Source organism: Amycolatopsis sp. A1MSW2902, assembly GCF_017312175.1.
Classification (GTDB): Bacteria; Actinomycetota; Actinomycetes; order Mycobacteriales; family Pseudonocardiaceae; genus Amycolatopsis; species Amycolatopsis nivea.
Map to the genome: position 1 here is coordinate 6,884,491 of NZ_QJPO01000001.1, position 24,716 is coordinate 6,909,206.

General features: G+C 68.6%; 22 protein-coding genes and 3 tRNA genes. 8 read left to right on the forward strand and 17 right to left on the reverse strand.

The window, feature by feature from the left end; all coding sequences use genetic code 11:
* Positions 1-8 precede the first annotated feature (8 nt).
* Positions 9-2,714 carry a sensor domain-containing protein gene (locus tag DMP23_RS31925; RefSeq protein ID WP_337823331.1) on the forward strand — a complete coding sequence of 902 codons (2,706 nt, stop codon included), beginning with the start codon at positions 9-11 and terminating at the stop codon, positions 2,712-2,714.
* On the opposite strand, the gene DMP23_RS31930 is transcribed toward DMP23_RS31925, so the two are convergent.
* A complete protein-coding gene (locus DMP23_RS31930) occupies positions 2,708-3,508 on the reverse strand; it encodes an arylamine N-acetyltransferase family protein (RefSeq protein WP_337823332.1) in 801 nt (266 codons plus the stop codon). The genes DMP23_RS31925 and DMP23_RS31930 overlap by 7 nt on opposite strands.
* 158 nt (positions 3,509-3,666) lie before the next feature.
* On the opposite strand from DMP23_RS31930, the gene DMP23_RS31935 reads away from it, so the two are divergent.
* Positions 3,667-4,500 (forward strand): serine protease, encoded by an 834-nt coding sequence (locus DMP23_RS31935; RefSeq protein WP_337823333.1) that lies wholly within the window; start codon positions 3,667-3,669, stop codon positions 4,498-4,500.
* 329 nt (positions 4,501-4,829) lie between these two features.
* Here DMP23_RS31935 and DMP23_RS31940 read toward each other — a convergent pair whose 3' ends face one another.
* From DMP23_RS31940 to DMP23_RS31965, 6 genes are all read right to left on the reverse strand, one after another.
* Positions 4,830-4,958: a hypothetical protein gene (locus DMP23_RS31940; protein ID WP_337823334.1), complete on the reverse strand. Its 129-nt coding sequence runs from the start codon at positions 4,956-4,958 to the stop codon at positions 4,830-4,832.
* Positions 4,959-4,998: 40 nt separating this feature from the next.
* Positions 4,999-6,732: a glycoside hydrolase family 9 protein gene (locus tag DMP23_RS31945; protein WP_337823335.1), complete on the reverse strand. Its 1,734-nt coding sequence runs from the start codon at positions 6,730-6,732 to the stop codon at positions 4,999-5,001.
* Positions 6,733-6,937: 205 nt separating this feature from the next.
* A tRNA-Phe gene (locus DMP23_RS31950) sits at positions 6,938-7,011 on the reverse strand.
* 31 nt (positions 7,012-7,042) lie between these two features.
* Positions 7,043-7,116, reverse strand: a tRNA-Asp gene (locus DMP23_RS31955).
* A gap of 14 nt (positions 7,117-7,130) precedes the next feature.
* Positions 7,131-7,203 (reverse strand) — tRNA-Glu (locus tag DMP23_RS31960).
* Positions 7,204-7,496: 293 nt separating this feature from the next.
* Entirely contained in the window at positions 7,497-7,748 is a 252-nt protein-coding gene (locus DMP23_RS31965; protein ID WP_037807458.1) for a hypothetical protein, read from the reverse strand.
* 451 nt (positions 7,749-8,199) lie between these two features.
* Between DMP23_RS31965 and DMP23_RS31970 the strand changes: the two genes are divergently transcribed.
* The gene (locus DMP23_RS31970) at positions 8,200-8,619 is read left to right on the forward strand and encodes a hypothetical protein (protein ID WP_037807455.1); all 420 of its coding nucleotides are present in this window, start codon (positions 8,200-8,202) and stop codon (positions 8,617-8,619) included.
* A 569-nt stretch (positions 8,620-9,188) separates the two neighbouring features.
* Here the strand turns inward: DMP23_RS31970 and DMP23_RS31975 are convergent.
* The gene (locus DMP23_RS31975; protein WP_003097368.1) at positions 9,189-9,392 is read right to left on the reverse strand and encodes a cold-shock protein; all 204 of its coding nucleotides are present in this window, start codon (positions 9,390-9,392) and stop codon (positions 9,189-9,191) included.
* Between the two features lie 457 nt (positions 9,393-9,849).
* Between DMP23_RS31975 and DMP23_RS31980 the strand changes: the two genes are divergently transcribed.
* From DMP23_RS31980 to DMP23_RS31995, 4 genes are all read left to right on the forward strand, one after another.
* A complete protein-coding gene (locus DMP23_RS31980) occupies positions 9,850-11,058 on the forward strand; it encodes a L,D-transpeptidase (RefSeq protein WP_037807449.1) in 1,209 nt (402 codons plus the stop codon).
* Between the two features lie 171 nt (positions 11,059-11,229).
* Positions 11,230-11,517, forward strand: coding sequence for a hypothetical protein (locus DMP23_RS31985; protein WP_337823336.1), 288 nt, complete (start codon positions 11,230-11,232; stop codon positions 11,515-11,517).
* 7 nt (positions 11,518-11,524) lie between these two features.
* Entirely contained in the window at positions 11,525-12,070 is a 546-nt protein-coding gene (locus tag DMP23_RS31990; protein ID WP_037807444.1) for a SigE family RNA polymerase sigma factor, read from the forward strand.
* Positions 12,071-12,075: 5 nt separating this feature from the next.
* A complete protein-coding gene (locus tag DMP23_RS31995; RefSeq protein ID WP_337823337.1) occupies positions 12,076-12,576 on the forward strand; it encodes a hypothetical protein in 501 nt (166 codons plus the stop codon).
* Between the two features lie 343 nt (positions 12,577-12,919).
* Here the strand turns inward: DMP23_RS31995 and DMP23_RS32000 are convergent, their stop codons facing one another.
* Positions 12,920-14,278: an MFS transporter gene (locus DMP23_RS32000; protein WP_134663774.1), complete on the reverse strand. Its 1,359-nt coding sequence runs from the start codon at positions 14,276-14,278 to the stop codon at positions 12,920-12,922.
* Positions 14,279-14,482: 204 nt separating this feature from the next.
* Here DMP23_RS32000 and DMP23_RS32005 point away from each other — a divergent pair, with 204 nt between their 5' ends.
* A complete protein-coding gene (locus DMP23_RS32005) occupies positions 14,483-15,061 on the forward strand; it encodes a PaaI family thioesterase (RefSeq protein WP_037807441.1) in 579 nt (192 codons plus the stop codon).
* Between the two features lie 298 nt (positions 15,062-15,359).
* On the opposite strand, the gene DMP23_RS32010 is transcribed toward DMP23_RS32005, so the two are convergent.
* The 8 genes from DMP23_RS32010 to DMP23_RS32045 form a co-directional block, all read right to left on the reverse strand.
* A complete protein-coding gene (locus DMP23_RS32010) occupies positions 15,360-16,193 on the reverse strand; it encodes a transposase family protein (RefSeq protein ID WP_337820148.1) in 834 nt (277 codons plus the stop codon).
* Between the two features lie 395 nt (positions 16,194-16,588).
* A complete protein-coding gene (locus DMP23_RS32015) occupies positions 16,589-19,048 on the reverse strand; it encodes a tetratricopeptide repeat protein (protein WP_443111364.1) in 2,460 nt (819 codons plus the stop codon).
* 669 nt (positions 19,049-19,717) lie between these two features.
* On the reverse strand, positions 19,718-20,653 hold the full coding sequence (locus tag DMP23_RS32020) for a glutamate ABC transporter substrate-binding protein (RefSeq protein ID WP_037807716.1): 936 nt from the start codon (positions 20,651-20,653) through the stop codon (positions 19,718-19,720).
* A gap of 29 nt (positions 20,654-20,682) precedes the next feature.
* Positions 20,683-22,071 (reverse strand): hypothetical protein, encoded by a 1,389-nt coding sequence (locus DMP23_RS32025; RefSeq protein ID WP_336157117.1) that lies wholly within the window; start codon positions 22,069-22,071, stop codon positions 20,683-20,685.
* A gap of 91 nt (positions 22,072-22,162) precedes the next feature.
* Positions 22,163-23,218 (reverse strand): ATP-NAD kinase family protein, encoded by a 1,056-nt coding sequence (locus DMP23_RS32030; protein WP_337823339.1) that lies wholly within the window; start codon positions 23,216-23,218, stop codon positions 22,163-22,165.
* A gap of 143 nt (positions 23,219-23,361) precedes the next feature.
* Entirely contained in the window at positions 23,362-23,583 is a 222-nt protein-coding gene (locus DMP23_RS32035; RefSeq protein ID WP_009071751.1) for a heavy-metal-associated domain-containing protein, read from the reverse strand.
* A gap of 182 nt (positions 23,584-23,765) precedes the next feature.
* Positions 23,766-23,969, reverse strand: a complete 204-nt coding sequence (locus DMP23_RS32040; RefSeq protein ID WP_009071749.1) for a cold-shock protein — start codon at positions 23,967-23,969, stop codon at positions 23,766-23,768.
* Between the two features lie 211 nt (positions 23,970-24,180).
* Positions 24,181-24,522 carry a hypothetical protein gene (locus tag DMP23_RS32045; protein WP_037807433.1) on the reverse strand — a complete coding sequence of 114 codons (342 nt, stop codon included), beginning with the start codon at positions 24,520-24,522 and terminating at the stop codon, positions 24,181-24,183.
* Positions 24,523-24,716 lie beyond the last annotated feature (194 nt).

A 24,716-nucleotide genomic window follows, 5' to 3' on the forward strand; every position in this document is an offset into this window, starting at 1 on the left:
GAAGCACCATGGAGGCTGACGCCCTGGCCGGTGAACCGGGTGGGATCACCCGGCGCGCCCAGCTAGCGGGCCTGCGGCCGGACGCCGGCGCGGGGGTCCTGTTCTCCCTGCGCGCCTCCGAACCGGCGACCCTCACCTGGCTACCCGGCCTCGACGCGGTGCTCGGCCTCCCCGGCGCGACCGGCAAGGAGCTGTGCGACCGGCTCACCGAGCTGCTCCGCCCGCTCACCGCGAACCTCCGCCGCACTCCGCCCGGCCGCGATTTCGAACTCGAGCAGCCGCAGGACGGCCCCGACGGCACCGCGCGCCGCATCCGGCTGCGTGCGCGGACCGTCGGCGAACAAGACCACACGACCGGCCTGCTCGGCGTCGCCTCGGCGGTCGCGGAGACGGTGCCGGAGAAGTCCGACCTCGCGGAGCTGTCCGACCGGTACCAGCTGCTGATGGAGCAGAGCCCGGACGCGATCTGCGTGTACTCCGGCGGCGTCGTCACCTACGCCAACCAGGCGGCGCTCGACCTGTTCGCGGCACGGGCGGCGCACGAGGTCGTCAGCCGCGAGTTCGCGGACTTCGTGGCTGCCGAATCCGCGGACCTGCTGGAGGATCCCAGCGCGGAACCCCGCGAAGCGGTGCTGAAACGGTTGGACGGGAGCAAATTCGTGGCGGAAACCGTTTCGGTGCGCACCAGCGACTCGAACCCGCCGTCGTTCCAGGTGGTGATCCGCGACAGCACCGTCAAACACGCCGCCGCGGCCGCCGTCCGCGCGCAGGAAGCGCTGGTCACGCACGTCAGCGACGCCGTCGTCACGATCACCGCCGAGGGCATCGTCACCGGCTGGAATCCGGCCGCCGAGACGGTCTACGGCTGGCCCGCCTCGGAAGCGCTCGGCAGGCGGGTGCACGAGGTGCTCGGCATCGACCCGTCCCCGGCCTCGATCCGTGATGGCGACGTCGAGCAAACCCACCGCTGCCGGGACGGCTCGCCGCGGCAGGTCCGGGTGTCCGCGACCGAGACGGTCGACGGCTTCCTCCTGGTCTGCACGGACGAAACCGCACGTCGCCGCGTCGAACAGCACTACGCGACGGTCGTCGCCGCGCTCGACGAGGGCGTGCTGGTGATCGGCCCGACCGGGCTGATCCAGTCGGCGAACCCGGCCGCCTGCCGCATCCTCGGCGTCCCCGAAGCGGACCTGCTCGGCGTGCCGTGCACGACGCTCGTGCTGTTCGACGAGGACGGCAACCGGATCCCCGACGACGAGCTGCCGTCCATGCACACGCGCCGCACCGGGATCACGCACAACGGCCTGGTCGTGCGCCTGCGCCGCCCCGACGGCCGCGACGTGTGGGTGTCGCTGACCTCGCGGTTGCTCGATTCGGACGACCCGAAGGGCGTCTCGGTGGTCACGTCCTTCACCGACATCACCGAACGGCGCGCGATCAGCGCCCGGCTGGCCCACGAGGCGACCCACGACCCGCTCACCCGGCTCGCCAACCGCACCCTGGTGCTGGACCGGCTCGACCGCCGCGACGGCAGCGAGGCGGCCGCCGTGCTGTTCCTCGACCTGGACAAGTTCAAGCTGATCAACGATTCCCTCGGCCACCCGGTCGGCGACCAGGTTCTGCGCATCGCGGGCGAACGGCTGCGCCGGGCCACCGGTCCCGACGACGTCGTCGGCAGGCTGGGCGGCGACGAGTTCGTGGTCGTCACGTCCGCGACGACCGGTCCCGCGCAGGTCGGCGTGTTCGCCGCACACCTGCGTTCGGTGCTGGCGGAACCGGTTTCGGTGCACGGCAGGCAGTTGCATCTGGACGCGAGCATGGGCATCGTGCTCGTGGAACCGGACGACCGCCGCAGCGCGGAGGATCTGCTGCGCGACGCGGATGTCGCGATGTACCAAGCGAAATCCCGCGGCCGCGGCCGGTTCGAATTCTTCGACGTCGCCCTGCGGAGACGCATGCAGCGGCGGTTGCGAATGGTGCAGGACCTCCGCGACGCTGTCCACAGTGGACAGCTATGGCCCGCTTACCAGCCGGTGGTCGACCTGCGCACCGGCGAAATGGTCGGCGTCGAGGCCCTGCTGCGCTGGACCCACCCGAAACACGGCGCGATCTCGCCCGCGGAATTCATCCCGCTGGCCGAGGAAAGCGAACTGATCAACGTGCTGGGCAAGTACGTCCTGCGCGACACCACGCGCGAACTGGCCGCGCTGCGCACCGGCCGGGGCCTCGACTTGAGTCTGAAGGTCAACCTCTCGGTCCGGCAGCTGGACGACCCGCACCTGGTGCCCGCGGTCCGCGATGCCCTTGCCACCACCGGCTTGCCGCCCGGATCGTTGACGCTGGAGGTCACCGAAAGCGCCCTCATGCGCGATACGTCGGCGGCCGCGGAAGTGTTGTCCGCCTTGCGTTCTCTGGGCGTTCTGCTGGCGATCGACGACTTCGGCACTGGCTATTCGTCGCTGGCCCAGCTCCGTCGGCTGACACTGGACACGCTCAAGATCGACCGCTCGTTCATCACCGGAATCGCCGATTCCCGCGACGCGGCCGCGATCGTCACGAGCATCATCGCGATGGCGCACGCGGTGGATCTGACGGTGGTGGCGGAAGGCGTCGAGACGGCGGAAGAGCTGGCGCTGCTGCGGGAGCTCGGCTGTGACCAGGCCCAGGGTTACCACCTGGGCCGGCCGTTGGCTGCCGCGGAGTTGTTTCAGTAAGTCTCGAGCAGCGCCGCCAGCTCGTCCTCGGTGAGGAAGACGTCGAGGTCCTCCAGGGTCTTGCCGAGATCGACCGGTTCGATCGTGCGCGTTTCGACCGTGCCGTCGGGGTGGCTTTCCTGGTACTCGCGGCCGAGGAGCCTGCGGAACCGTCCCGGTTCGAGCCGCATCACCACGACCCGCCCGGTGAACGGGGACTTCGGGTGCGTGGACGTGTAGTGGTGGAACACCTGGTAGTCGAGCGGTCGGCTGTGCACGAGGGGAAGCACTTCGTGCAGGTCTTCCCACCCGTCGCCGTCCTGCTTCTGGAGCACCCACCAGCCGTCGCGGAGAGTCATCCGATGCGCCCACCCGGCTTGGTCCACTTCGGCCCCGTCGATCAACGGCATCGGCACCAGAATCCCGACCCCGAACCCAACCTCCACCAGAAACTGTTGTCCCTCAACAGTAATCAGCAGCGTCATGTGTGTATACGGTCCGCTTTTCCGCGGCTGCACCCGCGCGACCGTCCGCTGCACGTCGTAACCCAATCGCTCAGCCACAGCCGCGAACAACCCGGCCTGCTCGTAGCAGTACCCGCCCCGGCGACGCCCGACGAGCTTCTCGCTCACGACGTCCATCTCGATCCCGCGGTGGCGGCCGATCACCACGTCGACGTTCTCGAATGGGATCGCTTCGACGTGCGCCCGCGCCAACCGCCCCAGCGCCGCTGTGGACGGTTCCTCCCGCCGCTGGTCGACGCGCGCGAGATAAGCGTCGACGTCTACTGCCTCGATGTTCCATTCCCCGGTCATGCGGACAGTCTGCAACCTCCAGCTTGCTCTAGCTCAAGTAGTCACCCAGGGTCACAACGGTTGTGACTGGCACCACTCTCTGGTGTGATGTACCCCCGATGCCTACCAGTCAGTAGCACACGTCCGAGTGAGTGCTGGCCTTTCTCGAAGGGAGCCCGATGAAGACCCCTCGACCACTGGCCCGGGCCAGTGCGGTGACGGCGCTGGCCACCGCCGCCGCGTTGCTGCCCGCGACCGCGTGGGCAGCGGCCCCGACCTGGGCCCCGGCGGACACCGCCGCCGTGCACCCCGGGGTGCAGACGCACACCAACGGGGCGCAATGCACCTCGAACTTCGTGTACAGCAACGGAACGGATGTCTTCCTCGGACAGGCCGCGCACTGCTCCGGCACCGGCGGCTCGACCGAAACGAACGGCTGCTCCGCCGGTTCGCTCCCGCTCGGCACCCCCGTCGAGATCGCCGGCGCGAGCAAGCCGGGAACCCTCGTCTACAACTCGTGGCTGACCATGCAGTCCCGCCACGAGGCAGACGCGAACACCTGCCAGTACAACGACCTCGCGCTCGTGAAGGTCGACCCCGCGGACGTGTCGAAGGTGAACCCAAGCCTGCCGTTCTGGGGCGGACCGACCGGCGTGAACACCACCGGCACGAAGCAACTCGCCACCGTGCTCAGCTACGGAAATTCGGAACTACGCGGCGGAATCACCCAGCTGTCCCCCAAACAGGGCACCAGCCTGGGCGACACAGGCGGCGGCTGGAGCCACACGGTACTCACCGTGACCCCCGGCATCCCCGGCGACTCCGGCAGCGGCTTCCTCGACCGCGACGGCAACGCACTCGGGGTGCTGAGCACGCTGAACCTGCTGCCCCAACCGGGGACGAACGGTGTTGGCGATCTGTCGCGTGAGCTGGAGTACGCGAGCGCGCATGGCGGGCTTGGGACTGTGCAGCTTGTCCCGGGGACGACTAAGTTCCGGGGGCCGTTGGTCTAGGGCCCGAGTTTCGGTTGGTGGCGTGCCCGGCACGATTCAGTTCGTGCCGGGCACGCATCACGTTCTGTGGCTTAGCGAGCGCTTACAACAAGCCGGGACCCAGCAGACTCACGCCGGGCACGACGAGGGCTTCGCGCTGCAACACCGCGATCGCGACAAGTCGAGCAGCCCGTGTCAGGCACCACCGGGCTCCAAGCCACAGCCCGGTGACCGGCCGCAGCGAACCCGCGCCAGACACGGCGCCACGCGACTGCCCGCGACAATCCAGGCGTCGTGCTGCTCGTGCCGGGCGCCACCATCCGGCCCGCCAGACCAGAGTCCGCAAGTGCTCAGGGCAGCCCAGCACGCAACCCCTGCCGGACAACAGCCAGTCGCCGCAGTCCGTCGAGGTAGCCGATCGTGAGGAATCCCTGCTTAGCCGCGAGCATCCCTCCACCGGGCATCACCGAAGCAGGCACCGTGCACCGCTACTCCCCAGGAATGCCGCTGCGGCCTAGATCAATCTCCCACCGCGACCGCGTACAGGTACCACGTCGAGTGGGGCAACCACTGTTCATCCCACCGCCAGTCGTCGTCCTTTCCGGTGACCACGTAGCCGCGGTCCCAGGCGATCCCGCTGCCGTCCTCGTTCAAGCCGGTGATGCCGTTGACGATTCCGCCCGCCGTGGGCAAGAACTGCCACGACCCGAGCCAGCTGTACTGCGGGTTGGCGTGGCCGCTGCCGTCAAGCATGCACACGCCGTACGGGTTGCTGCCGCAGATCCAGTTCAGCTGATCAGCCGCGTACGACCGCAGGCGTGCCGCGAACTCGCCGGAAAACCGTGGCGCGGCAAGGCGAGCGGCGGTCGCCAGCGAAGCGATCCGCGCGTTCTCCCCCTGCCACCACTGGTCCTTCGCTCGCGGAGTGACGTTGTGCGGGAAGAAAAATGAGCTATACCTCTTACCCTCCCCATCTTGCACAAGATTCCGCGCATACCCAAACGGGTTAGGCACCTCGGCGGTCACCGCAAGCTCGAACTCCAGCGAGCGCCGCACCACCTTCAGCACGTCAGAAACCGTTGCCGCGTCAGCGATCTCGGTGTACGCGAGCAGGCTGATCACCGGAAGGCCAGCGTCCGAGGGATGGAAATAAGGCCGGTCGCCGTCGTCCGCGCGCCAGTAGTCTCGGTAGGACTTCCAGGAAGCCAAGCGCTGCAACAGGTTGTGCGCCCGGCGATCCGCTGCTTCGCGGTAGACTGGATTCTTGGTCACCTGGTACAACTCGACCGCCGCCAGCAACGCACCGTAGTCGTCCTGGATGTTTTCCTTGCCGTCATTGGTCATCTCGACGTTGTGCTGCTCCAGGTATTCGAACGCGGCTTCCGCCGTCGCCAAGTACTCCGTGTGCGAGTAGTCGCCCGACGCATCCAGCGTGGTCGCCGCGGCCAGCGCTGCGATCGCGACCCCGCCGCCTTCGCGGTAATTCACCTGGACGGGGTCGCCGTCTTTGTTCGCCAGGACGTACCGCAGCTTCGGATCCTTCGGCGGTCCCGGCTGGATGACCGAGGTGACGAAGGTGCCGCCGTCGAGTTTGACCCGGTTCAGGTAGTCGGTGCCGTACAGCGCTTCGTCGGCCAGCCAGGTCCGCAGTTGGGTGAAGTTGGTGTCGCCGCGCTCGGTGAGCCGCTGGTACGCCTTGGCCAGCACCCATGCGGTGAGCGGGATCTGGAGAGTATTGAAGTAACTGCGGTCCGACAGCTGCGTGAAATGCTTGCCGAAGTCGCCGGTCGCGTCGTACCAGGCGCCGTGCGCGTCCATGACCTGCGTGCCCTTGGGGCCGATCGGCGCTTGCCGGTCTTGGCGGTCGAACCGGTCCGAACTGCGGGTGCCCTTGAAGTAGTGCACGACGTGCGAGAGCGTGTAGCGCTCGAGCACCAGCTGGTCGATGCGAAACGGCTGCGACCGCCCGTCCGCGGCGAGCAGGACGTACTCGCCTTCGGTCTTGAGAGCGGAGAAGTCCACGGTCCAGTAATGCCGGTCGTCCCAATCCGGCACCTGAGCCGCCGGTCGCGGGCTGCCGGTGAACACGACCTTTCCGGTGGCGAGGTCCGCGACGGTGAACCTCGGGATCGCCCGGGGCGACTCAGCGGCGAGCACCGCCCGCTTGGGCGCGCCGGGCGCGTAACCGACGTTGTTCGCGTAAACGGCCACCCCGGACCGTGCCTCGACGGCCTCCGCTCCGAACGGTGCCATCACCCCGACCCCCACCGCCGCCGATCCGGCCAGAAAACCTCGACGTCCCACATCTCCCGGCATCCTCGACCTCCAGTGGTCCAGACCTTTTGAGATGTCATCGAGGCTAGGGAGCGCTCCGAAGGTTTGGCAAGACTGCTTCCGAAGGGAAGACCGAGACGACGAAAAAGCCCCCATCCACTGGGATGGGGGCTGAAATTCGCTGTGGCCAGGGCCGGGGTCGAACCGGCGACCTTCCGCTTTTCAGGCGGACGCTCGTACCAACTGAGCTACCTGGCCGGGAACGCCGGCTAGGAGCCGAACGATCTTGCGACCCTGACGGGACTCGAACCCGCGACCTTCGCCGTGACAGGGCGACGCGCTAACCAACTGCGCCACAGGGCCTTACTGGTACTGCGTACTCCCAACGGGATTCGAACCCGCGTTGCCGCCTTGAAAGGGCGGAGTCCTAGGCCACTGAACGATGGGAGCCCGATCGGTTTCGGTGGACCGACCGACCGCGCTCTCAGGTGTTCCCCTGGGAGCGATTACAAGCATAGGGCACGTTCCAAGGGCTTTGCACGGGGGGTTCATTAAGCGATCGGCGAGCCTCCGACCTGCGGTAACGCCAGCGCCAACGCCCCACCGCGCCACTTCCCGCCGATCGGCCGCTGCGAAGTCGAGTCGGACGATCGGTGTGCGCCACGCCACTCTACGCCGGAGACGAGCGCGCACGCCGAGAGTTCAGGCCGCCGAAACCCACACAGCTCCGCCCGTCCAGCCGCTCAGCGCTGTACGGGCGCCTGACCGTCGTCACCCGGACTCAGCCCGAGCATCTCCAGCAACTGCGCGCAGTCCTCGACGTCGAGCGCACCGGCCGCGACGGCCAGGCGGGCTCGGCGGACCTGGTCGTCGGAGACCCGTTGCCCTTCCGACGACCCGCGCTGCGCCGGCACGCCGCCGGACAGTGACGTGCTTCCCCCGTCGGCACCTTCGTACCGAAGGAGGAACTGACGAACTTCGACCGATCCGCTCATGGCCCCTCCGTGCGGTTCGCAACAACTGGCCGCGAGGCTAACCAGCGGCGAGCAGCCCCGGCAGCCCCCCGGAGAGTGAACCTGTGAACACTCTCCGAAGCTTCCCTGGTAACGCATTCCAAGATCGCGCAGAACGATTTCTCCCGGCTTCCCCTCGCCGATCCCCGGAACTCGTGCAACAATCGGTGTTGCTGACACACCCCCGGTCAGCGCCTGTGGAGATCCCCTCCGACCCCCGCGTTCCTCCCCCTGGCGCGGGGGTCTCTCCATTTCCGCACACCGGCACTGACCTGCGGATCTACTCTCCGTGCCCCTGATCAACAGACAGTCGCGAAATGTGTTTACCGACTGGGCTGAACAGGTGATCGAATTAGGCTTGCCGGGCACGGAAATGCGTGTGTCGTGGCTCACAGTGGTTTCTTTGCCGAGACCCAACCGTTATCGTGACCGCGTGCCTCTTCCCTCCCTCGGCCGCCTCAGCAGCCGCACGAATCTCAAAGCCGTCTCGAGCGGGCGGCATCGCAATGCCGCCAAAGCCGCCGGCGACGAAGTCGTCGAGGACAAGGAGCTCACCAGCTACCTCGCCGCGCTCGCCCCGGACTCCGACCCGGAGAGCACCGGGACCGGCAGCCGCTTCGGCGACGCGCAGGTCTACCAGCTGCGGATGAACCTCATCGCCAGCCAGCAGCTCAAGGACATCGCCGTCGCCAGGAACCTGACCCCGCAGGCCCTGGCGCAGGAATGGATCCTGGAGCGCCTCTCGTGGGAGGGCCAGGCCGCCTCCGCCCAGGAGCGCCGCCACTCCGACGCGATGACCGACGAATTCCACTTCCCGGCGGAGACGTTCGAGCAGCCCCTCGTCGGGCGCTGATCCCGCCCCCTGAACGAAAACCCCCGGCTTCCCCCGACGGCCGGGGGTTTTCCCTTTCCAGGGGTCGCCGGACGGCCGGGGTCCCGGTGATCGAGACGCCGACGACGCGGTCTTGACCGCGAAACGGACGGCGCGGCGGATAGCTCGCGACAAGGGCGACGGCCGAACCCACTCCTGTCGAGCAGCCGCACGATCGCCTGCCAAGAACGGCACAGCGGGGCTCGCAAGAAGCCGACCCGCCAACTCCAGCGACCGACCCGGCCGCCAGCAACCCGCCACAGCGGTCAGCACCACCCGATCGGGTCGGATCACGCGCGCCCACTCGCAGTGGGGCAACCATCCGATCCGGCGTCGCCCGTACGTGCCGGGAGCCTCGCCGAAACCCGCCCTCGACCGGCGACCCCCGAACCCGAGCACCCGGCAGCCGCCGCCCCAACACCCGCCAGGATCAACCGCGGTAACCGTCGCTCCAAACATTCCCCACAACGGAAGCCGCAATGAAAAAAGGCCCCGACGGGAAATCCCGTCGGGGCCCTTCTTTCAGGCCTGAGAAAACGCGCGGGCCTGACTCAGATCGCGCGGACCTTCTGGGCCTGCGGGCCCTTCTGCCCCTGGCCGACCTCGAACTCCACTCGCTGGTTCTCCTCGAGGGTGCGGAAGCCGCGTCCCTCGATCTCCGAGTAGTGCACGAAAACGTCGCCTTCGCCGCCGTCCTGCGCGATGAAGCCGAAGCCCTTCTCCGCGTTGAACCACTTCACAGTGCCTTGCGCCACCGCTGTACTCCTCGTAACAGATCCGCTTCGAATGCCACCGAAGCGGCACCCAGGCCGTCCCGGGCGGTTCCAACGAGACGAGCGAAGAGCTTTTCGGCCCCACGGCTCGCGTCAGAAGTTCCGCGAGTGTGAAGCCACGAACACGCAAAACGACGGCCTGGTCAGCAGCCTACCGGGATCTCACCAAATCTGAACCCCGTTGATCGCAAGGATCGGTTCCGACGTGCGCGCGTCACCGGAACGTCGTATCGCTGCCTACGCACCGAAGTCGGACCCGCGGCTACGCTGATCCAGTACAGCCAGCGCACTTCGGGGATGCACAGTGCGCGGTCGTTCGAGCCGCTTCCGTGATGGTCACTCGGTGCAGTGTGATGCTGGTCACCCCGTTTCCGGTGAACGTGAAGGTGTCTCGGGACGTCTGGGTGTTCGGGGTACCAAGGGGAGATTGGGGATCGGTGTGACAATCCGACACTTCGCACGCCGCCGGGCCGGCGTCGCGGTGCTGGGCTTGGTCGCCGCGCTCACGCTCGGGGCGTGCAGCGGCGGCGGGTCGAGCGTGAACGCGGGCGGGACCGCGGGCGGCGGGCCTACCGAGGCACCGGCCACTCCGGTGAAACCGGCGGCCGTGGCGCTCACGCCGGCGTCCGGGGCGGGCAACGTCGCGCCGGGCGAACCGGCGAAGGTGACCGTCGCGAACGGCACCATCGGGAGCGTCACGCTCACGAACGCCGACGGCAAACAGGTGCAGGGACAGCAGACCCCGGACAAGAAGAGCTGGAGCAGCACCGAAGACCTCGGCTACGGCAAGACCTACACCTGGTCCGGGCAGGCCACCGGCGAGGACGGCAAGCAGGTCCCGATCAACGGTTCGTTCACCACGGTCAAACCGCGCCGCCAGATGCAGGGCAGCCTCAACGTCGGCGACGGGCAGACCTACGGCATCGCGATGCCGATCGCGCTCACGTTCCCGAGCGCGGTCAAGGACAAGGCCGCCGTCGAGCGCGCGCTGTCGGTGGAGACCACGCCGAAGACCGAGGGCGCGTGGGCGTGGCTCAACGGCGACACTTCGGTGCACTGGCGGCCGAAGGAGTACTTCAAGCCGAACACGAAGGTCGTCGTCTCGGCCAACATCTACGGCGTTTCGATGGGCGACGGCGTCTACGGCAAGCAGGACGTCTCGGCGAGCTTCACCATCGGCCGCTCGCAGATCGTCAAGGGCAACACCCAGGAACACACCATGCAGGTCATCCGCGACGGCCAGCAGGTCATGGACTTCCCGGTGAGCTACGGCCTCGACTCCGACCCTGGCCGCGTCACGCACAGCGGCACGCACGTGGTCATGTCGAAGCACTCGACGTACTCGATGAGCAACCCGCGCTACAACTACACCGACGTGAACGTGCCGTGGGCGGTCCGGATCTCCAACAACGGCGAGTTCATCCACGGTCTCGCCGGGTCGATCTGGGCGCAGGGCAAGAAGAACATCTCGCACGGCTGCCTGAACCTGTCGCCGGCGAACGCGAAGATCTACTACGACAGCGTCCTTCCCGGCGACCCGGTGGAGATCTCCGGCAGCACCCAGCAGCTGGGCGCGAAGGACGGCGACTACAGCGACTGGACCTACGACTGGGCGTCGTGGACCAAGCTGTCGGCGCTGGCCGCCTGACCGCGAACCGAACCAGCGTCAACCGGACGGCCGGGAGCTCTCGAACGCTCCCGGCCGTTCGCCTGTCCCGGCCGGAAAAAAGAAAAACCCGATGCAACCCCGGCGACCGCCGACCGCATGACTAGAGCAGAGAAGCGCCACCCGGCGCTCGCCTGAACCAGGAGGAAACTCGTGCGTGTTCGCTTCGCTCTCGCCATCGGTTCGCTGCTGCTCGCCGGAGGCGCGGTCGCTTTCGCCGCGGACGGCCCGCTGTCGGTGCAGCCGGCCCCGGCGCAGACCGCCCCGGCCGAACGGCCCACCGCGGCGCCGGCCCCGGCTCCCGCGGACCGCCAGACCACCGCCGCTCCGGGCGCGCCGAAGGTCGCCGCGCCGGGTCAGCCCGCGAAGTCCAAGCGCGTCCCGACCGCGGTGCCCGCGGGCCCGACCGGCGACCTGCACCTGCCCTCGGTCTGGGGCTGATCGCCCGGTGCCCTCCCGCTCCCGTCCGGCGTCCGGGCAGAGCTCGCCGTGGGACGGCGAGTTCGCCCGGTACTTCGGCGAGCGCGCGCACAGCCTGCGGTCCACCGCCTACCTCCTCTGCGGAGACTGGCACCGGGCCGAAGATCTCGCACAGGCGGCGCTGCTCAAGCTGTACCTCGCCTGGCCGCGGCTGGCCCGGCACGACGCGCTCGACGCCTACGCGCGCAAAATCGTGCTGCGCACTTTCCTCGCGGAAAACCGCCGCAGCCGCTGGAAACGGGAGCGGCTCACCGACGCACCACCCGATGTCCCGGCTCCTGCCGCCGAGACTGAGCACGACCAGCTGATCCAGCAGGCACTCGCCGCGTTGGCCCCGCGCCAGCGCGCGGTGCTGGTGCTGCGGTACTTCGAGGACCTGTCCGTCGAGGAGACCGCCGCGGCGCTCGGCTGCCGGACCGGCACAGTGAAAAGCCAGGCCGCGCGCGGTCTGGCTACCCTGCGGACCCGGCTGGGCCCGCATTTCGAGGCACTGCCCGTCCCTGGAGGGAGGTGAACGAGATGGTCTCCGATGATGCCGACGATGTGCGCGCGCTGTTCGCACGGACGCCGGACGGCCCGCCCCTGCAGGTCGACGCCGCGGACGTGATCGTGCGCGGTGCTGCCGTCCGCCGCAAGCGCAAGCGCTGGGCGGTCGCGGGCAGCTCCGCCGCGACGGTCGCGGTGCTCGTGGTGGCCGGTCTCGCGGTGGGCAGCCGCGGGACCGAACAGCCGCCGGTGATGCCTGCCGGGCCGGGACTGGCCACCGTCTCGCCCGCCCCGTCCAGTCCGGTCGCGCCGAAGAAGGTCCCGTCGGGTCCGGCCCAGGTGCCGACGCCCGGTCCGGAGGTGAGCCCTGGCTCGCCGGACCGGCAACCGCCGGTCGAGCCGTCCGGTCCGCGGGCGGGCACGTCGCGGGCACCCGCACCGCCGCGGGCGTATCCGACCACGACCGACCGGGCACCCGCGTCCATGCGTTCACCTGCGGGAAGCACCTCGTTACCCAGCTCGACCTCCGGCTGAAACGCTTTCGCGGCAAGAGTGGCCGACGTCACCAGATCAAGTGGGTTTTCGACGAAATATCCCGGGCTTTCGGGGCGATGTTCTCAGTGGCGGCCGGAGCGGCCGTCGAACCAGTCGCTCAGCCGGCACAGGATTGGCCGGCCCGAGAACCTGAGGAGGAAGCACCATGGTGCTCGTTGCACTGATGATCGAAACCGTTGTTGCCGTCGTGGTCGCCGGTGGCCTGGCAGCTTGGGCCCGCAAGCGCTTCGCTCCGCAGGCGGTCGAGGCGACGCAGAACAGCTGACTTGGACGCGAAAACCGCCCTCTGTCCGCAATGGACGGAGGGCGGTTTTCGTTTCGCTTACTTGCTGGCGCCGGCGAGCTTGCCGCCGTGGTCCGCCGTGTCGATCTCCTCGATCGGCACGCGTGCCGTCTCCGGGATCTTGATGATCGGGACCAGCGCGATGAGCGCGGCGATGATCAAGTAGTACGCCGGCCAGTCCGCGTTGCCGGTGCTGCCGATCAACGCCGTGACGATCACGCCGCAGGTGCCGCCGAACAGCGACGTCGAGATGTTGTAGCCGATCGCGAACGAGCCGTACCGCACGCGCGTCGGGAACATCGCCGGGAACGTCGAGCCGATGACCGCCAGCATCAGCGCCAGCAGGATCGCCACGACCAGGAAGCCGACGATCAGCCACAGCAGGCTGCCGCTCTGCATCAGCTTGATGCTGGGCCAGCTCAGCACGATGAACCCGATGGCCGCGGTGAGCAGCAAGGGTTTCCGGCCGATCCGGTCGGACAGCGCGCCCAGCGGGATCAGCAGCGCGAACTGCACGATTTCCACCCCGATGATGATCAGGCTGGACTCGGTGTCGCCGATCTTCAAGGTGTCGGTGAAATACGTCGGCATCGTCGTGAGCAGCATGTAGTCGGCGATGTTCAGCAGCAGCACGATCCCGATCAGGTTCAGGATCATCCGCCAGTTGCGCTGGATGGTCTCCTTGAGCGGAGCCTTCTCCGACTTCTCGCCCGCCGCCTCGAGCCTGCGGAACTCAGGCGTGTCCTCGAGCTTCGACCGCAGGTACAGACCGATCGCACCGATCGGAAGCGCGATGAAGAACGGAATCCGCCAGCCCCACGAGTCGAACTGCTCGGTCGACAGCGACAGGTAAGTGATCAGCACGACCGAGTTGCCGAGCACATAACCGGCGAGCGTGCCCATCTCCAGGAACGAACCGAAGAAACCGCGCCGTTTCGTCGGCGCGTATTCCGCGATGAACGTCGCCGCGCCGCCGTACTCGCCGCCGGTCGAGAAGCCCTGAATGAGGCGCAGCAGCAAGATCGCGATCGGCGCCGCGATGCCCATGCTGTAGCCGCCTGAGTACGTCGGCAGCACGCCGACCAGGAAGGTGCAGCCGGACATCAGCAGAATGGTGAGCGCGAGAACCTTCTGCCTGCCGAGCTTGTCACCCAACGGGCCGAAGAACGCTCCGCCGAACGGTCGTACGATGAAGCCGACGGCCAGCAGGGCAAGCGATTTCAGCACCGCGTTGCCCTCGCCGGGGAAGAACAGTGTCCCGATACTCGTCGCGATCGCGCCCGAGGTGAATACGCCGTAGTCGTACCACTCGGTCGCGTTACCCATCGCGGACGCGATCACCGCGCGTTTGACTGTTCTCTGATCGACCTCGGGTTTCCCCGTCTTTGGCTCACTCATCCCGGCGGTGACCTCCTCCTGCACACGTCCCGGTCCATCCGTTGGAGCACATTTCCCCAGTCTTGACCTGTTGAACCAAGCTGGCAGGGTGAGTCGCGAAATTTCTACCGTGCGGAATTTTCCGACTACCCTGCGCTCAGGAAATGCGCCCGCGCCGGTCAGGGCGGGTGCCGACGGGTCCTTCCGCCGGGTTAACGTCGTCCCATGAGTCCTGTTTCCGGCCCGTGGCCGCCGGTGCCGGTGGAGCCGCCGGAGATCCACCCGAAGGCCCCCGCCCCCGGCACCGAACTAGGCGCCCACTTCGCCGAATGCTTCGGCTGCGGCGACGAGGTAGACGACGGCCTGCACCTGCGCTCAGCCATCGGCGAGGGCTACACGGTGCACTCGAAGTTCACCGTGACGTCGGCCCATCAAGGCGCCCCCGGACTCGCCCACGGCGGCCTGCTGGCCTGCGCCTTCGACGAGGCACTCGGCTCGACTGTCGGCAACCTGCTGCACCGCCCCGCGGTAACGGGAAAACTGGAGACGGACTTCCGCCGCCCGGTCCCGGTCGGTTCGACGCTGTACATCAAGGCCCGGCTGGACGGAGTCGCAGGCCGCAAGATCTACGTCAGCGCAGACGGCCACCTGGACGCCACGGACGGCCCCATCGCGGTGAACGCCCGAGCAGTCTTCATCGCAGTGGGCTTCGACCACTTCAGCACCCACGGCGACCCGCAGGCGTTGGAGAAGCTAGCCGAGCAGCACCGACGCAACAAACGCGAGTGGGACATCAACCCCTGATCCAGCTGCTTTGCGCCCCTCCCGCGGTTCGTGAGGGCCACCCTCATTGACTCTGATTCCGTCAGGGTTCCCCTCACGACCCGCCGGCTGTGAGGGGCTCCTTCACGGACTTGGATTCCCTCAAGGAGCCCTTCACGGACCGCCCGCCGTCCGCCCGGGATGCCGCCCCAACGCGGCATTGGGTGCATCCCACGCACCGAACGCCACATTGGGTGCATCCCACGCACCCAATGCCACATTGGGGATTTTTCATCCTGGTTTGTGCTGTTCATGGCGGGTTGACGGGGTGTGGTAGTTGTCAGGCCGGGGTGGGCTGGGCGGTGTCGCGGACGGCTTGTTCGTGCTGGGTGAGGACGAGCAGGGCGCGGACGAGGGTGGTGGCGTGGCGTGGTGCGATGCGGAGTTTGTCGAGGACGCGCCAGGTTTTGAGGGCGGCGAAGCCGCCCTCGACCGCGCAGCGCATCGCGTTGAACACGCTGTTGGCCTGTTTCTGCGGCTCGGTGAGCGGCCGGTTGGTTTCGGCTTTGAACGGGGTGAGCACGATCTGCGCGCAGGGGCCGCCGCAGTCCGGGCAGTGGCGGGTGTCGCGGACGTCTTTGTGCCAGCCCTGGTAGCCCTTGTCCGCGGCGGGGGTCAGGCCGTGGGCGTGGAGGCGGTCGCGCAGCCGGTGGCGGCGGGCGGCGGTGATGTCGGCGGTCCTGCCCGGCAGCACGGCCGAGACCCACAGCAGCCGTCCGTGTTCGTCGGTGAGGCCTTGGACGTTGAGGCCGTGGTGTTTGTGCTTGCCGCTGTAGTTGCGGCGATTGTCTGTGCCGGTGCGGCGGCGGGTGCGGATCAGGGTCCCGTCGGCCAGCACCACCGCCGCGCCGCGGGCGGCCAGCCGCCGCAGCACCCGCCCCAGCCGCGGCGCCCGGGCCGCGAGCAGGTCGATGGCCTCCAGCAGCCAGCGGCGCAGCGTGGCGGCCGACACCGCGTTGGCGCGGGACAGGTCCAGCAGGCGCTGGTCGTGGCGCAGCATCGCCAGCACCAGCACCGCCTGCTCGGCCGGGGACGCCTTGCGCCACCGCGACCCGATCGCCCGGCGGCGGCGGCCGATCAACCCGGCCAGCATCGCGATCGTGGGCGGCGACACCGGCAACACGCTGCGATACGAGGCCAGAACCTGCTGTGAGACAGTGAGAGCGGAGCCCCCGGACGTTTTTTCTTGAGTCACGACTTGATCAACATCCGGGGGCTCCGCCGCGTTCCCGCCCGGCCCACGCCCGCCCCGCAACTCCGTTACAGCACAACCACAACCAGCCCCGTCAACCCCACCTAACCAGCACCAACAAGATGAAAAATCCCCATTGGGGCGCTACCCCCCACCCACCCAAACCGCAGCCGGTGCACCCAACGAGCGAGGCACCCAGCCCCTCCCCCAACCCCGATACGAAGCTCCCCTGCACAATCAACCTTCGGGGTGCCCCACGCAACCAAGACGGGCGCAATGTCGCCGCCAGGCGACGAGCCGAAACTCAGGTAAGCAACTCAGGTAAGCGTCCGAGGCCGAATAGCATTAGCCCGATCCACCAACGCAATCCGATCACCAGCGTCATCCGTCAACCGAGCCAACGACCGATAACACCGCTCCAGCCCGAACCGGACGTCCCGCTCTTCCAGCTCACACCCGAGCACCTTCGCAGCAGTAACCGGCTTAGCCTGCCCAGGCACCTTCAGCCAGTCATAAGCCGCCTCAAGCACCTCAGCACTAAGCCGCGTATGCCGCTCAGCATCAAGATTCAACCGCTGCAACCGCCCGGAAGCGTCCACAAGATCGCCCTCGGTAACAGTCGGATGCTCCCCGGTACCCACACCTTGCGCCCGAGTCTTGATCTTGATAGCCGCAACCTGCGCATCCACATAATGCGTCGAAGTAGCCGGAACCCCTTCCAGCACCTCCACCGCACTCTCCCGCGCCCCCTGCGCCAAATACACCCGCGCAAGCCCGAACGCAGCACTCACATAAGTCCGGTCCGTCCGCCAAACCAGCTCATAGAACCGAGCGGCACCAAAGTAATCCCCCACGCCCTCAGCACTCACCGCCAACGCCAGCTTCGGCGCGATCTCCCCCGGCAGGTCGTCGTAAACGGCGTCAAACGCCACATGCGCGACCCGCGGCCGACCACCGGCCAGCTCGATCAACCCGCGGTACCAGTCAATCCGCCAGTCGTGCGGGAACCCGTGCCGAATAGCCAAATACTGCGCGGCCTGCAACTGCCGCTGCGCCTCCACGAACTCGCCCAGCTCGATCCGGGCACGCACAATCCGCAACCGCACCTCGATCGACTCGCGCGGCGCGGTAGCCAGTGCCTCGATCGCTTCGTGCGGATCCAGCGCGGTCGTCGTAGCCAGCACGCCAGCAGCCGGGTCATCCGTGTCGACCTGCGGAATCGGCAGCCCGGCAACGACCTCGGCCGCGTCCGGCAACGGCACCCGCTCGCCCTGCTCGGGCACCACGAGATGGACACCGAACGTCCGGCTCTCCGGCCCGAACACCGTCGACGCGGCGGGCCGCGGCTGACCGGTGCCGAGCGCCATGATCTCGCGCAGGACCCCGGTCAGCTGGTCCGCCATGTCGTCCGCAGCGATGAACCGGCGGTCCGGATCAGCGTGCGTGGCCCGCTTCAGGAACCGGTAGTACGACCCGAAAAGCGCGAACAACGGCACCGCGTCCGGCCCGGGCAGCGTGTTCTTGAACTCGCGGGTGTAGCCGGCGAATTCGAAGCTCAGCACGGCAAGCGTCCGGCCGACCGTGTACAGGTCCGAGGACACCGACGCGCCCTGTGACGCCAGCTCGGGCGCGCTGTAGCCGGTGGTGAAGAACAGCGGGCTCTCGTAGTCGTCGATCCGCCGCACCGCGCCGAGGTCGATCAGCTTGAGCTGCTCGCGGGTCTGGATGACGTTGTCCGGCTTGAGGTCGCAGTACAGCAGCCCCTGGCCGTGCAGGTAGCCGAGCGCGGGCAGGATTTCCAGGCCGTACGCGATGACCTGGCCGATCGGCAGCGGCTCCGGCCGGTTGCTTTCCCGGTGGTGCTGCAGCGCGAGCTGGCGCAGCGACTGGCCGCCGACGTACTCCATGACGATGTAGCCGACGGTGTTGCCGGTCTGCGCGTCCGGATGCTGCACGAAGTTGTGGATCTTGACGATGTTCGGGTGCTCGACCTCGGCGAGGAACCGCTGCTCGTTCGCCGCGGCGGCCATCGCGGTGGAGTCGCCGGTGTCGATGAGGCCCTTCAGCACGACCCAGCGGTCGGACACGTTGTGGTCCTTGGCCAGGTAGATCCAGCCGAGACCGCCGTAGGCGAGCGCGCCGAGCACCTCGTACTGGCCGCCGACGACCTCGTGCGCCTTCAGCTTCGCGATGAACGAGAACGGCGTGCCGCACTTCTCGCAGGTGCCCTCGGGCTCGCCCGGCTGACCGTCCTTGCCGCGGCCGACCTTCGCGCTGCAGTTGCCGCAGAAGCGCTTGTCCTCGGCCACGACCGGGTTGGCCAGCACCGCGGTCGACGGATCGCGGTACGGCACCGGAGGCACGTCGATGAGGCCGGCGCCGAGCCGTCCGCGCCGGGAGCGGCGGGTGCCGCGCGAGCCGGTGCGCCGGGAGGTGCCGGGGAACGACCCCGTGCCGGTGCCGGTGCCTTGCGACCCCTGCGAACCGTGGGTGCCGGTGCCGTGGCCTTCGCTGCCGCCCGACGGCAGGACGCTGTCCGTGCCGTGGTCGGGCAGCGGGCCGCCGTCTGCGGGAGCAACCCTCGGGGTCGGCGGCATGATGCTCTGGGTGTGCGGCGTCGGGCTGGCGAGCACGCTGGTCGGCATCGGCGCGGCCGGATCGACGGGAGCGACCGGCTGGTTCGACTGCGGCAGGATCACCGGCGCGAGGTCGCCCGGCGGACGCGTGGGGGCGTCGCCGCCGTCAGCCGGGGGCTTGCCCTGCGCCGCGGCGCCCATCGGAATCGGGCCGGAGTTCGGTCCGGTGGCGCGATTTTCCGGCGGACGCGACGGGCGGTTCCCCTGCGCTTGCTGCGGATGGTTCGGCGGGGCCGGCCGCTGTCCGGTGCGCGATTGCGGCGGATAGGGCTGCCCCTGCGACGGCGGCGCGGGCTGTCCCGGGTACGGCTGGCCTTGCGACGGCGGCTGCCCCTGCGGACGGCCCTGCGGCGGCATCGGCTGGCCTCCGCGCGGAGCCGGACGGCCCTGCGTCCGCGGCTGCTGCCCGGCCTGACCCGGCTGCGCCTGTCCCGGCTGAGCGGGCTGGCCCGACGGCGCGGCCTGTCCCGGCTGGCCCTGCTGACCGCCCCGCTGACCCTGCTGCCCGCCCTGCGGACGCTGCACCGGTGCGTTGATCAACGTCTCCGCGTCCGGATCGGCCTGCGGGTTCAGCCGCCCGGACACCGACGGTTCCGGGGTGTCCCAGCGCACGGGCGGCGGCGGGGTCCACGAAGCGTCGGCCGCCTCGCCCCGCCCAGACGGCTGGTCCGCGGCCTTCGCCTCGTCGCCGTCCCCCTCCGGTGCTGCGTGCCGAGGACGGCGCGCCTCCTCCGACACAACTACCTCCCGAGCTCCCCGCGGCAAACCTGCCGCTCAAAAAGTACAACTCACGCAGCGCGACTGGCCAGGTCACCCGTACTGCGGGGACGGCGGGTTCGCCGGCCCCAGCCGGGCGCCGACCCAGTTCTGGTAACTGCTCGCCCAAGTGCCGTCGCCGCGGATCTTGTCCAGCACCGCGTTCACGAAGCGGACCAGGTCCTCCTCGTCCTTCGGGACCCCGACGCCGTAATTCTCCTGTGTCATCGGATCGCCCGCGACCTTCACCGTCGGGTCCTGCGCGGCCATGCCCGCCAGGATCGTGTCGTCGGTGGACACCGCGTCGACCTGGCCCTGCTGCAGCATCACGAGGCAATCCGACCAGTTCGGCACCGACACCGCGACCGGTTTGGCCGGGTCGGTGGCGATCTTCGCGAGCGAGGTCGACTTCGCCGCCGCGCACACGCGTTTCCCGGCGAGGTCGGTCAGCGACTGCGCGTTGGACGACTTCGGCACCAGGATCTTCTGCCCGGCCACGTAGTACACCGACGAGAACTGCACCTGCTTCCGGCGGGCGCAGGTGATGCTGTAGGTCCGGACCACCACGTCGACCTGGTGTTCCTTGAGCACGTTCTCCCTCTGCGACGACGTGATCGCCCGGTACTGCACGTGGCCCTCGGAACTGCCGAAAATCGCCTTGGCGATCTCGTTGACCAGGTCGATGTCGAAGCCCTCGAGCTTGCCGGTCTTCGGATTCCGGAAGCCGAACAGGTAGGTCGTCTGGTCGACGCCCGCGATGAGCTTCCCGCGCTGTTTGATCTTCTGCAGGCTCGGTCCGGAGGTGTCCAGACCATTCGGCGCGAGGCTGGCCAGCGGGTTGCAGCTGGTGTCGGAATCGCCGCCGGCCGCGGCGTCCGGGCCGCCGACGCCCGCCGGGGCGGGCCAGGCCGCGTCAGTGACCGGCGCGGCCTCCATCGGCTGGACCGCCGTCCCGCAGGCGGCGGCGAGAACCGCGACCACCGCGAGCACGGCAGTCCGGACGAAGTGCCGCGACCGGATCACCGGTACTCCCTCAGTCTCTCTCGCACGCCGACTGTGATGCCGCCCGCCGCGAGCACCGCCAGCACCCCGACGCCCGCCGCGAGCGCGGTGAGCGCGTTGTCGCCGGATCTGGTGCTGTCGAGGAATTCCTGCCGGCAGACGTCGATCGCGGCCTGGAGGTTCGTGTCGAGCCGGGCGAACGCGGCGGCGGCGCTGTTCGGGCTCACGCTCGTCGCGAAGTCGACGGCTTCCTGGTACTGGCCGCCGTCGTCGAGGCGGCGGACCTGAAGGTGGGCCAGCGACCATTCGCGCGCGGCCTGCTCCGCCGCTTCGATCTTCTGCTCGCCCGCGGTGCCCGAGGCGAGGCCGCGCGCGTCGCCGAGCAGGCCGCCCTTGCCGTCTGCGCCGACGAGCTTCTCGGCCAGCTTGATGAACTGCTGCTCGTACGCGCCGCCGTCGCCGCGCGCGACCAGCGTCAGGGTTTCGTCCGCGCGGGCCTGCAGCGCGTAGATCCGGGCGCGCACCAGGATGTCGACCTGCGACGTGCCGTCGGTGCGCCCGGTCGCGACGAGACTGCCCTGCACGACGAGCGCGACCGCGCCCCACAGCAGCGACAGCACGATGCAGCCGGTGGCGACGAGCAACCCGATGTTCAGCACCCGGTTCGTCCGCCGGGTCAGGTAGATCTGTGCGGCCACGAGCGCCGCGAGGAGAACGACGACCAGCGCGACCGCGACCCACGGCACGTCGCTGCTGCTGTCCTGCTCGTCGGTGAGCTTCTGCGTGTGCGCCTTGTAGAGCTCGTCCGCCGCGGGCAGGATCGTCGTGCGCATCAGCTGCGAGGCCTCGCGCAGATACGAAGCGCCGGACGGGAAACCCTGCCGGTTGTTCGCGCGCGCGGTCTCGACGATCCCGGTGTAGACCGGGACCTTCTGGTTCAGGATGTCCACCTGGTGGGCGGCGGTGCCGACGTCAGTGGTATCGGACGCCGCGCGGGCGAGCGCGGATCCCGCTTCGGCGATGTCCTGCTCGTACCGCTTCCGCAGCGCGGGCGGTTCGGTGCCGACGGAAAGAAAAGCGCTGGCCGCGGTCGCGTCCGCGTCCGACAGCGAGCGGAACACCTGCTGCGCGGCCGCCGCGAGAGGTTCGCGGTGGTCGATCAGGCCGTTGATGGTGTTGTCCTTGTCCTTCACCGACAACACGCCCACGAGCCCGGCCACCAGCGAAAGCAGCACCAGCGCGACCGCGATCAGCGAAAGCTTGCCGGGCGTGGTGGTCGTGGATCTGACGACCGCGCGCACCGCCTGCCCGGGCAGGTCCAGCAGCCCGGCGATTCCGCTGCGGCCCCGAAATTTCTCCGGTGGGGGCTCGGCAGTCGTTTCCGGCCGCGTCGCAGTGCTGCTCATCCCCGATCCTCCCCGTGTGCCACTCGCAGAAGGTAGCCGGTCGGGCGAGGCGCAGCGAACGACACCCGGAAGGTGTCACCTGCACGTGATCTCAGCCAGCGCACTGACCGCGGCTTCGGCCTTTCTCGACGCTTCCGCTCGTAGCGGTACTGCGTAGCAACCCCTGGGTTGCCGCTTCGGCCATTGCCGCGCGTACGTCGACGCACCACGGGCCGTCGGCGCGCAGTTCGACGTACGCTCCTTCGCCGTTCTTTAGTTCCAGTTCGCGTTCTCCGTCTACCGCGATAACGCCGCCACCTGCGGCAAGGTCCACGCGTACGCCCGGACGCAGCACTCCCCAGCCACGTACGCCGACTGGACGCACCACGCCGGGCGCGATCGCGGCGTGCACCACGTACGCGGAACTGTCGACCGGGCCAAGCTGCAGCGCCACACCGTCCGCACTGGAACGAGAGCTCGGACACAGCTGTCCGGCGATGCTCGACAGGCCAATGCCGTCCGGCTCGGCGAAGGTGCAGTACAGCTCAGTGAGCGCGGTCGGATCCCAGAGCGCCTTCGCGCCGACGTGTTTGTTCATCGAGACAGCGACGTCCACGAGCACGATCTCGCGACGGTTCTTGGTGACGACCTCGAGCATGCTGACTCGCTGGGTGACGAGGTCGGCGTCGACCTGGCCGCTCGCGACCATCCCGGCAGCGAGCCCGGCCACAGTGGCTTCTCCGGCCTGCGGAAACGCGTTGTTGGTGCCAGTCGGCAGCGCGAGCAGCGGGACGTCGCCGCACGCCTTCGCGGCGACCCGAGCGGTGCCGTCGCCGCCGAGGCACACGATCACGCCCGCCCCGGCCTCGACCATCCGGCGCACCGCGTTGATGGTGTCCTGCGCGGTGCCGGTGAGGGTGTCCTCGTCGCAGAACTCCACGCGGGGCAGCGGCTCGCGGCCGAGGTCGCGCAGCACGGCGGCGGAGATACCGCTGAGGTCAGTGGACAGCAGAGCACGCTCGACGCCGGTCACCGCGAACGCCGACAGCAGCCGGCGCACCAGATTGGCCTTCTCCTCGACCGGGACGGCCGACGCCTGCGTGACGAGTCTTCGGATGTCCTGACCGGACGCCGGGTTCGCCACGATCCCCGCAACGACTACCCCCATCGAGCACCCCTCAGTCCACTGCCGCCAGGGGACCAGCACACGCGTCCGGTTCACGCGGAGGAAAGGGTTGCACGGACGTTGCATCGGCCGTGCCTCCACGCCGGCCAGAGCCTACCCTGGGTTCCCGCGTGGCTACCCGTCGTTCAAACGAGAGAAGCAAGCCCTTCGTAGGTATACCCGGCTTCTTCGACCGCGGCGCGGACGGCGGTCTCGTCGAGGGCTTCGGCGCTGCGGACCGTCACGTGCCCGGTTTCGACGTCGACGGTCACGTTCTCGACCCCGGGCACCTCGGTCAGTTCCTCGGTGACCGACTGCGCGCAGTGGCCGCAGGACATGCCGGTGACGAGGTAGGTGTTTTCGCTCATGCCCGCGAGCCTACGAGCCTCCGGGCAGCCCACGATCGGGTGATCCACAATGGCCGGTCCGGCATATAAAGCCTTGTCCGGCAAGACAATCCGCATGGTGGGACGAGCGCTCGGCGGCAGAGACGAAAGAAGCCACCACCCCCGCAACCGGGAGTGGTGGCGACTTAGCGATTAGACGCAGGTCAGATCAGGCTGACCGACGTGGCCTGCGGGCCCTTCTGGCCCTGGCCGATCTCGAACTGCACGCGAGCGTTCTCCTCGAGGGTACGGAAACCGTTGCCCTGGATCTCGCTGTAGTGCACGAAGACGTCGCCGCCGCCGTTGTCGGGAGTGATGAAGCCGAACCCCTTCTCGGAGTTGAACCACTTCACGGTGCCCTCAGTCATCTAAACAATCTCCATACATAACACCAAAACAGGAAGCCGACCGACGTCCTGGGCCCAGACACGGGCGAGATGCGTTCCCCAGAGAGGAGGCCCACGCCCGCCGAGTTCTGCGAGCGTGCTTTACCACGAACACAAAAATCGAGACCAACTAAAGTAAAGCACAGCGGAGCGGGCGCGGACAAGCCGACTCACCCCAGTTCGCGAAGCCGGGTCACTCCCCGCTGGCGTGGCGGAGCGGCGCACCGAACGGCGAGCGCCAGTCAGCGCCCTGATCAGGCGCGACCACGGCTACGTCGTGGGCTTCCGCACTGGCGCTGAACAGCACCGGAACCACCCCGGACCGGGTCTGGGCAGGCACCTCGACGGCCTGGCCCTGTTCCGGCTCCTCGCGCACTACCGACACCAGCGCACCGGCCCGCGCGGACCGGGCCCGGCCGCGAGCCGTCGCCGCGGCGGTACGGGATTTCCCGTCCTTTTCGTCGGCCATGACGAACTCCCCTCGTTCCTTCCCCGCGGCAAGCGGGGCGATGACCGCGATGGTGCCATCCGGCACCGACAAAATCCGGCCGAAACCGGTTGTCCCCACCCCTGAAACGCGCCGAATGGCCGCGAACCGAGCCGGGGAACGTGTCCACCCGGGAATTTCCCCAACCGAACGCCAGCGAACCTCGCGGGGCGAACCGGGTCCGGATGCCGAACCCCGGGAACAGAAGTCAGGTTACCTGAGCCAACCCCCGCCAGCTACCG

What these genes read in the sequence shown, in the direction of transcription:
- DMP23_RS32025 (WP_336157117.1), bottom strand. Translation starts at nt 22,071, where the DNA reads ATGAGCAGCACTGCGACGCGGCCGGAAACGACTGCCGAGCCCCCACCG.
- DMP23_RS31925 (WP_337823331.1), top strand. Translation starts at nt 9, where the DNA reads ATGGAGGCTGACGCCCTGGCCGGTGAACCGGGTGGGATCACCCGGCGC.
- DMP23_RS32030 (WP_337823339.1), bottom strand. Translation starts at nt 23,218, where the DNA reads ATGGGGGTAGTCGTTGCGGGGATCGTGGCGAACCCGGCGTCCGGTCAG.
- DMP23_RS31945 (WP_337823335.1), bottom strand. Translation starts at nt 6,732, where the DNA reads ATGGCACCGTTCGGAGCGGAGGCCGTCGAGGCACGGTCCGGGGTGGCC.
- DMP23_RS31930 (WP_337823332.1), bottom strand. Translation starts at nt 3,508, where the DNA reads ATGACCGGGGAATGGAACATCGAGGCAGTAGACGTCGACGCTTATCTC.
- DMP23_RS32000 (WP_134663774.1), bottom strand. Translation starts at nt 14,278, where the DNA reads ATGAGTGAGCCAAAGACGGGGAAACCCGAGGTCGATCAGAGAACAGTC.
- DMP23_RS31995 (WP_337823337.1), top strand. Translation starts at nt 12,076, where the DNA reads ATGGTCTCCGATGATGCCGACGATGTGCGCGCGCTGTTCGCACGGACG.
- DMP23_RS32005 (WP_037807441.1), top strand. Translation starts at nt 14,483, where the DNA reads ATGAGTCCTGTTTCCGGCCCGTGGCCGCCGGTGCCGGTGGAGCCGCCG.
- DMP23_RS32035 (WP_009071751.1), bottom strand. Translation starts at nt 23,583, where the DNA reads ATGAGCGAAAACACCTACCTCGTCACCGGCATGTCCTGCGGCCACTGC.
- DMP23_RS32015 (WP_443111364.1), bottom strand. Translation starts at nt 19,048, where the DNA reads ATGGGCGCCGCGGCGCAGGGCAAGCCCCCGGCTGACGGCGGCGACGCC.
- DMP23_RS31935 (WP_337823333.1), top strand. Translation starts at nt 3,667, where the DNA reads ATGAAGACCCCTCGACCACTGGCCCGGGCCAGTGCGGTGACGGCGCTG.
- DMP23_RS31965 (WP_037807458.1), bottom strand. Translation starts at nt 7,748, where the DNA reads ATGAGCGGATCGGTCGAAGTTCGTCAGTTCCTCCTTCGGTACGAAGGT.
- DMP23_RS32040 (WP_009071749.1), bottom strand. Translation starts at nt 23,969, where the DNA reads ATGACTGAGGGCACCGTGAAGTGGTTCAACTCCGAGAAGGGGTTCGGC.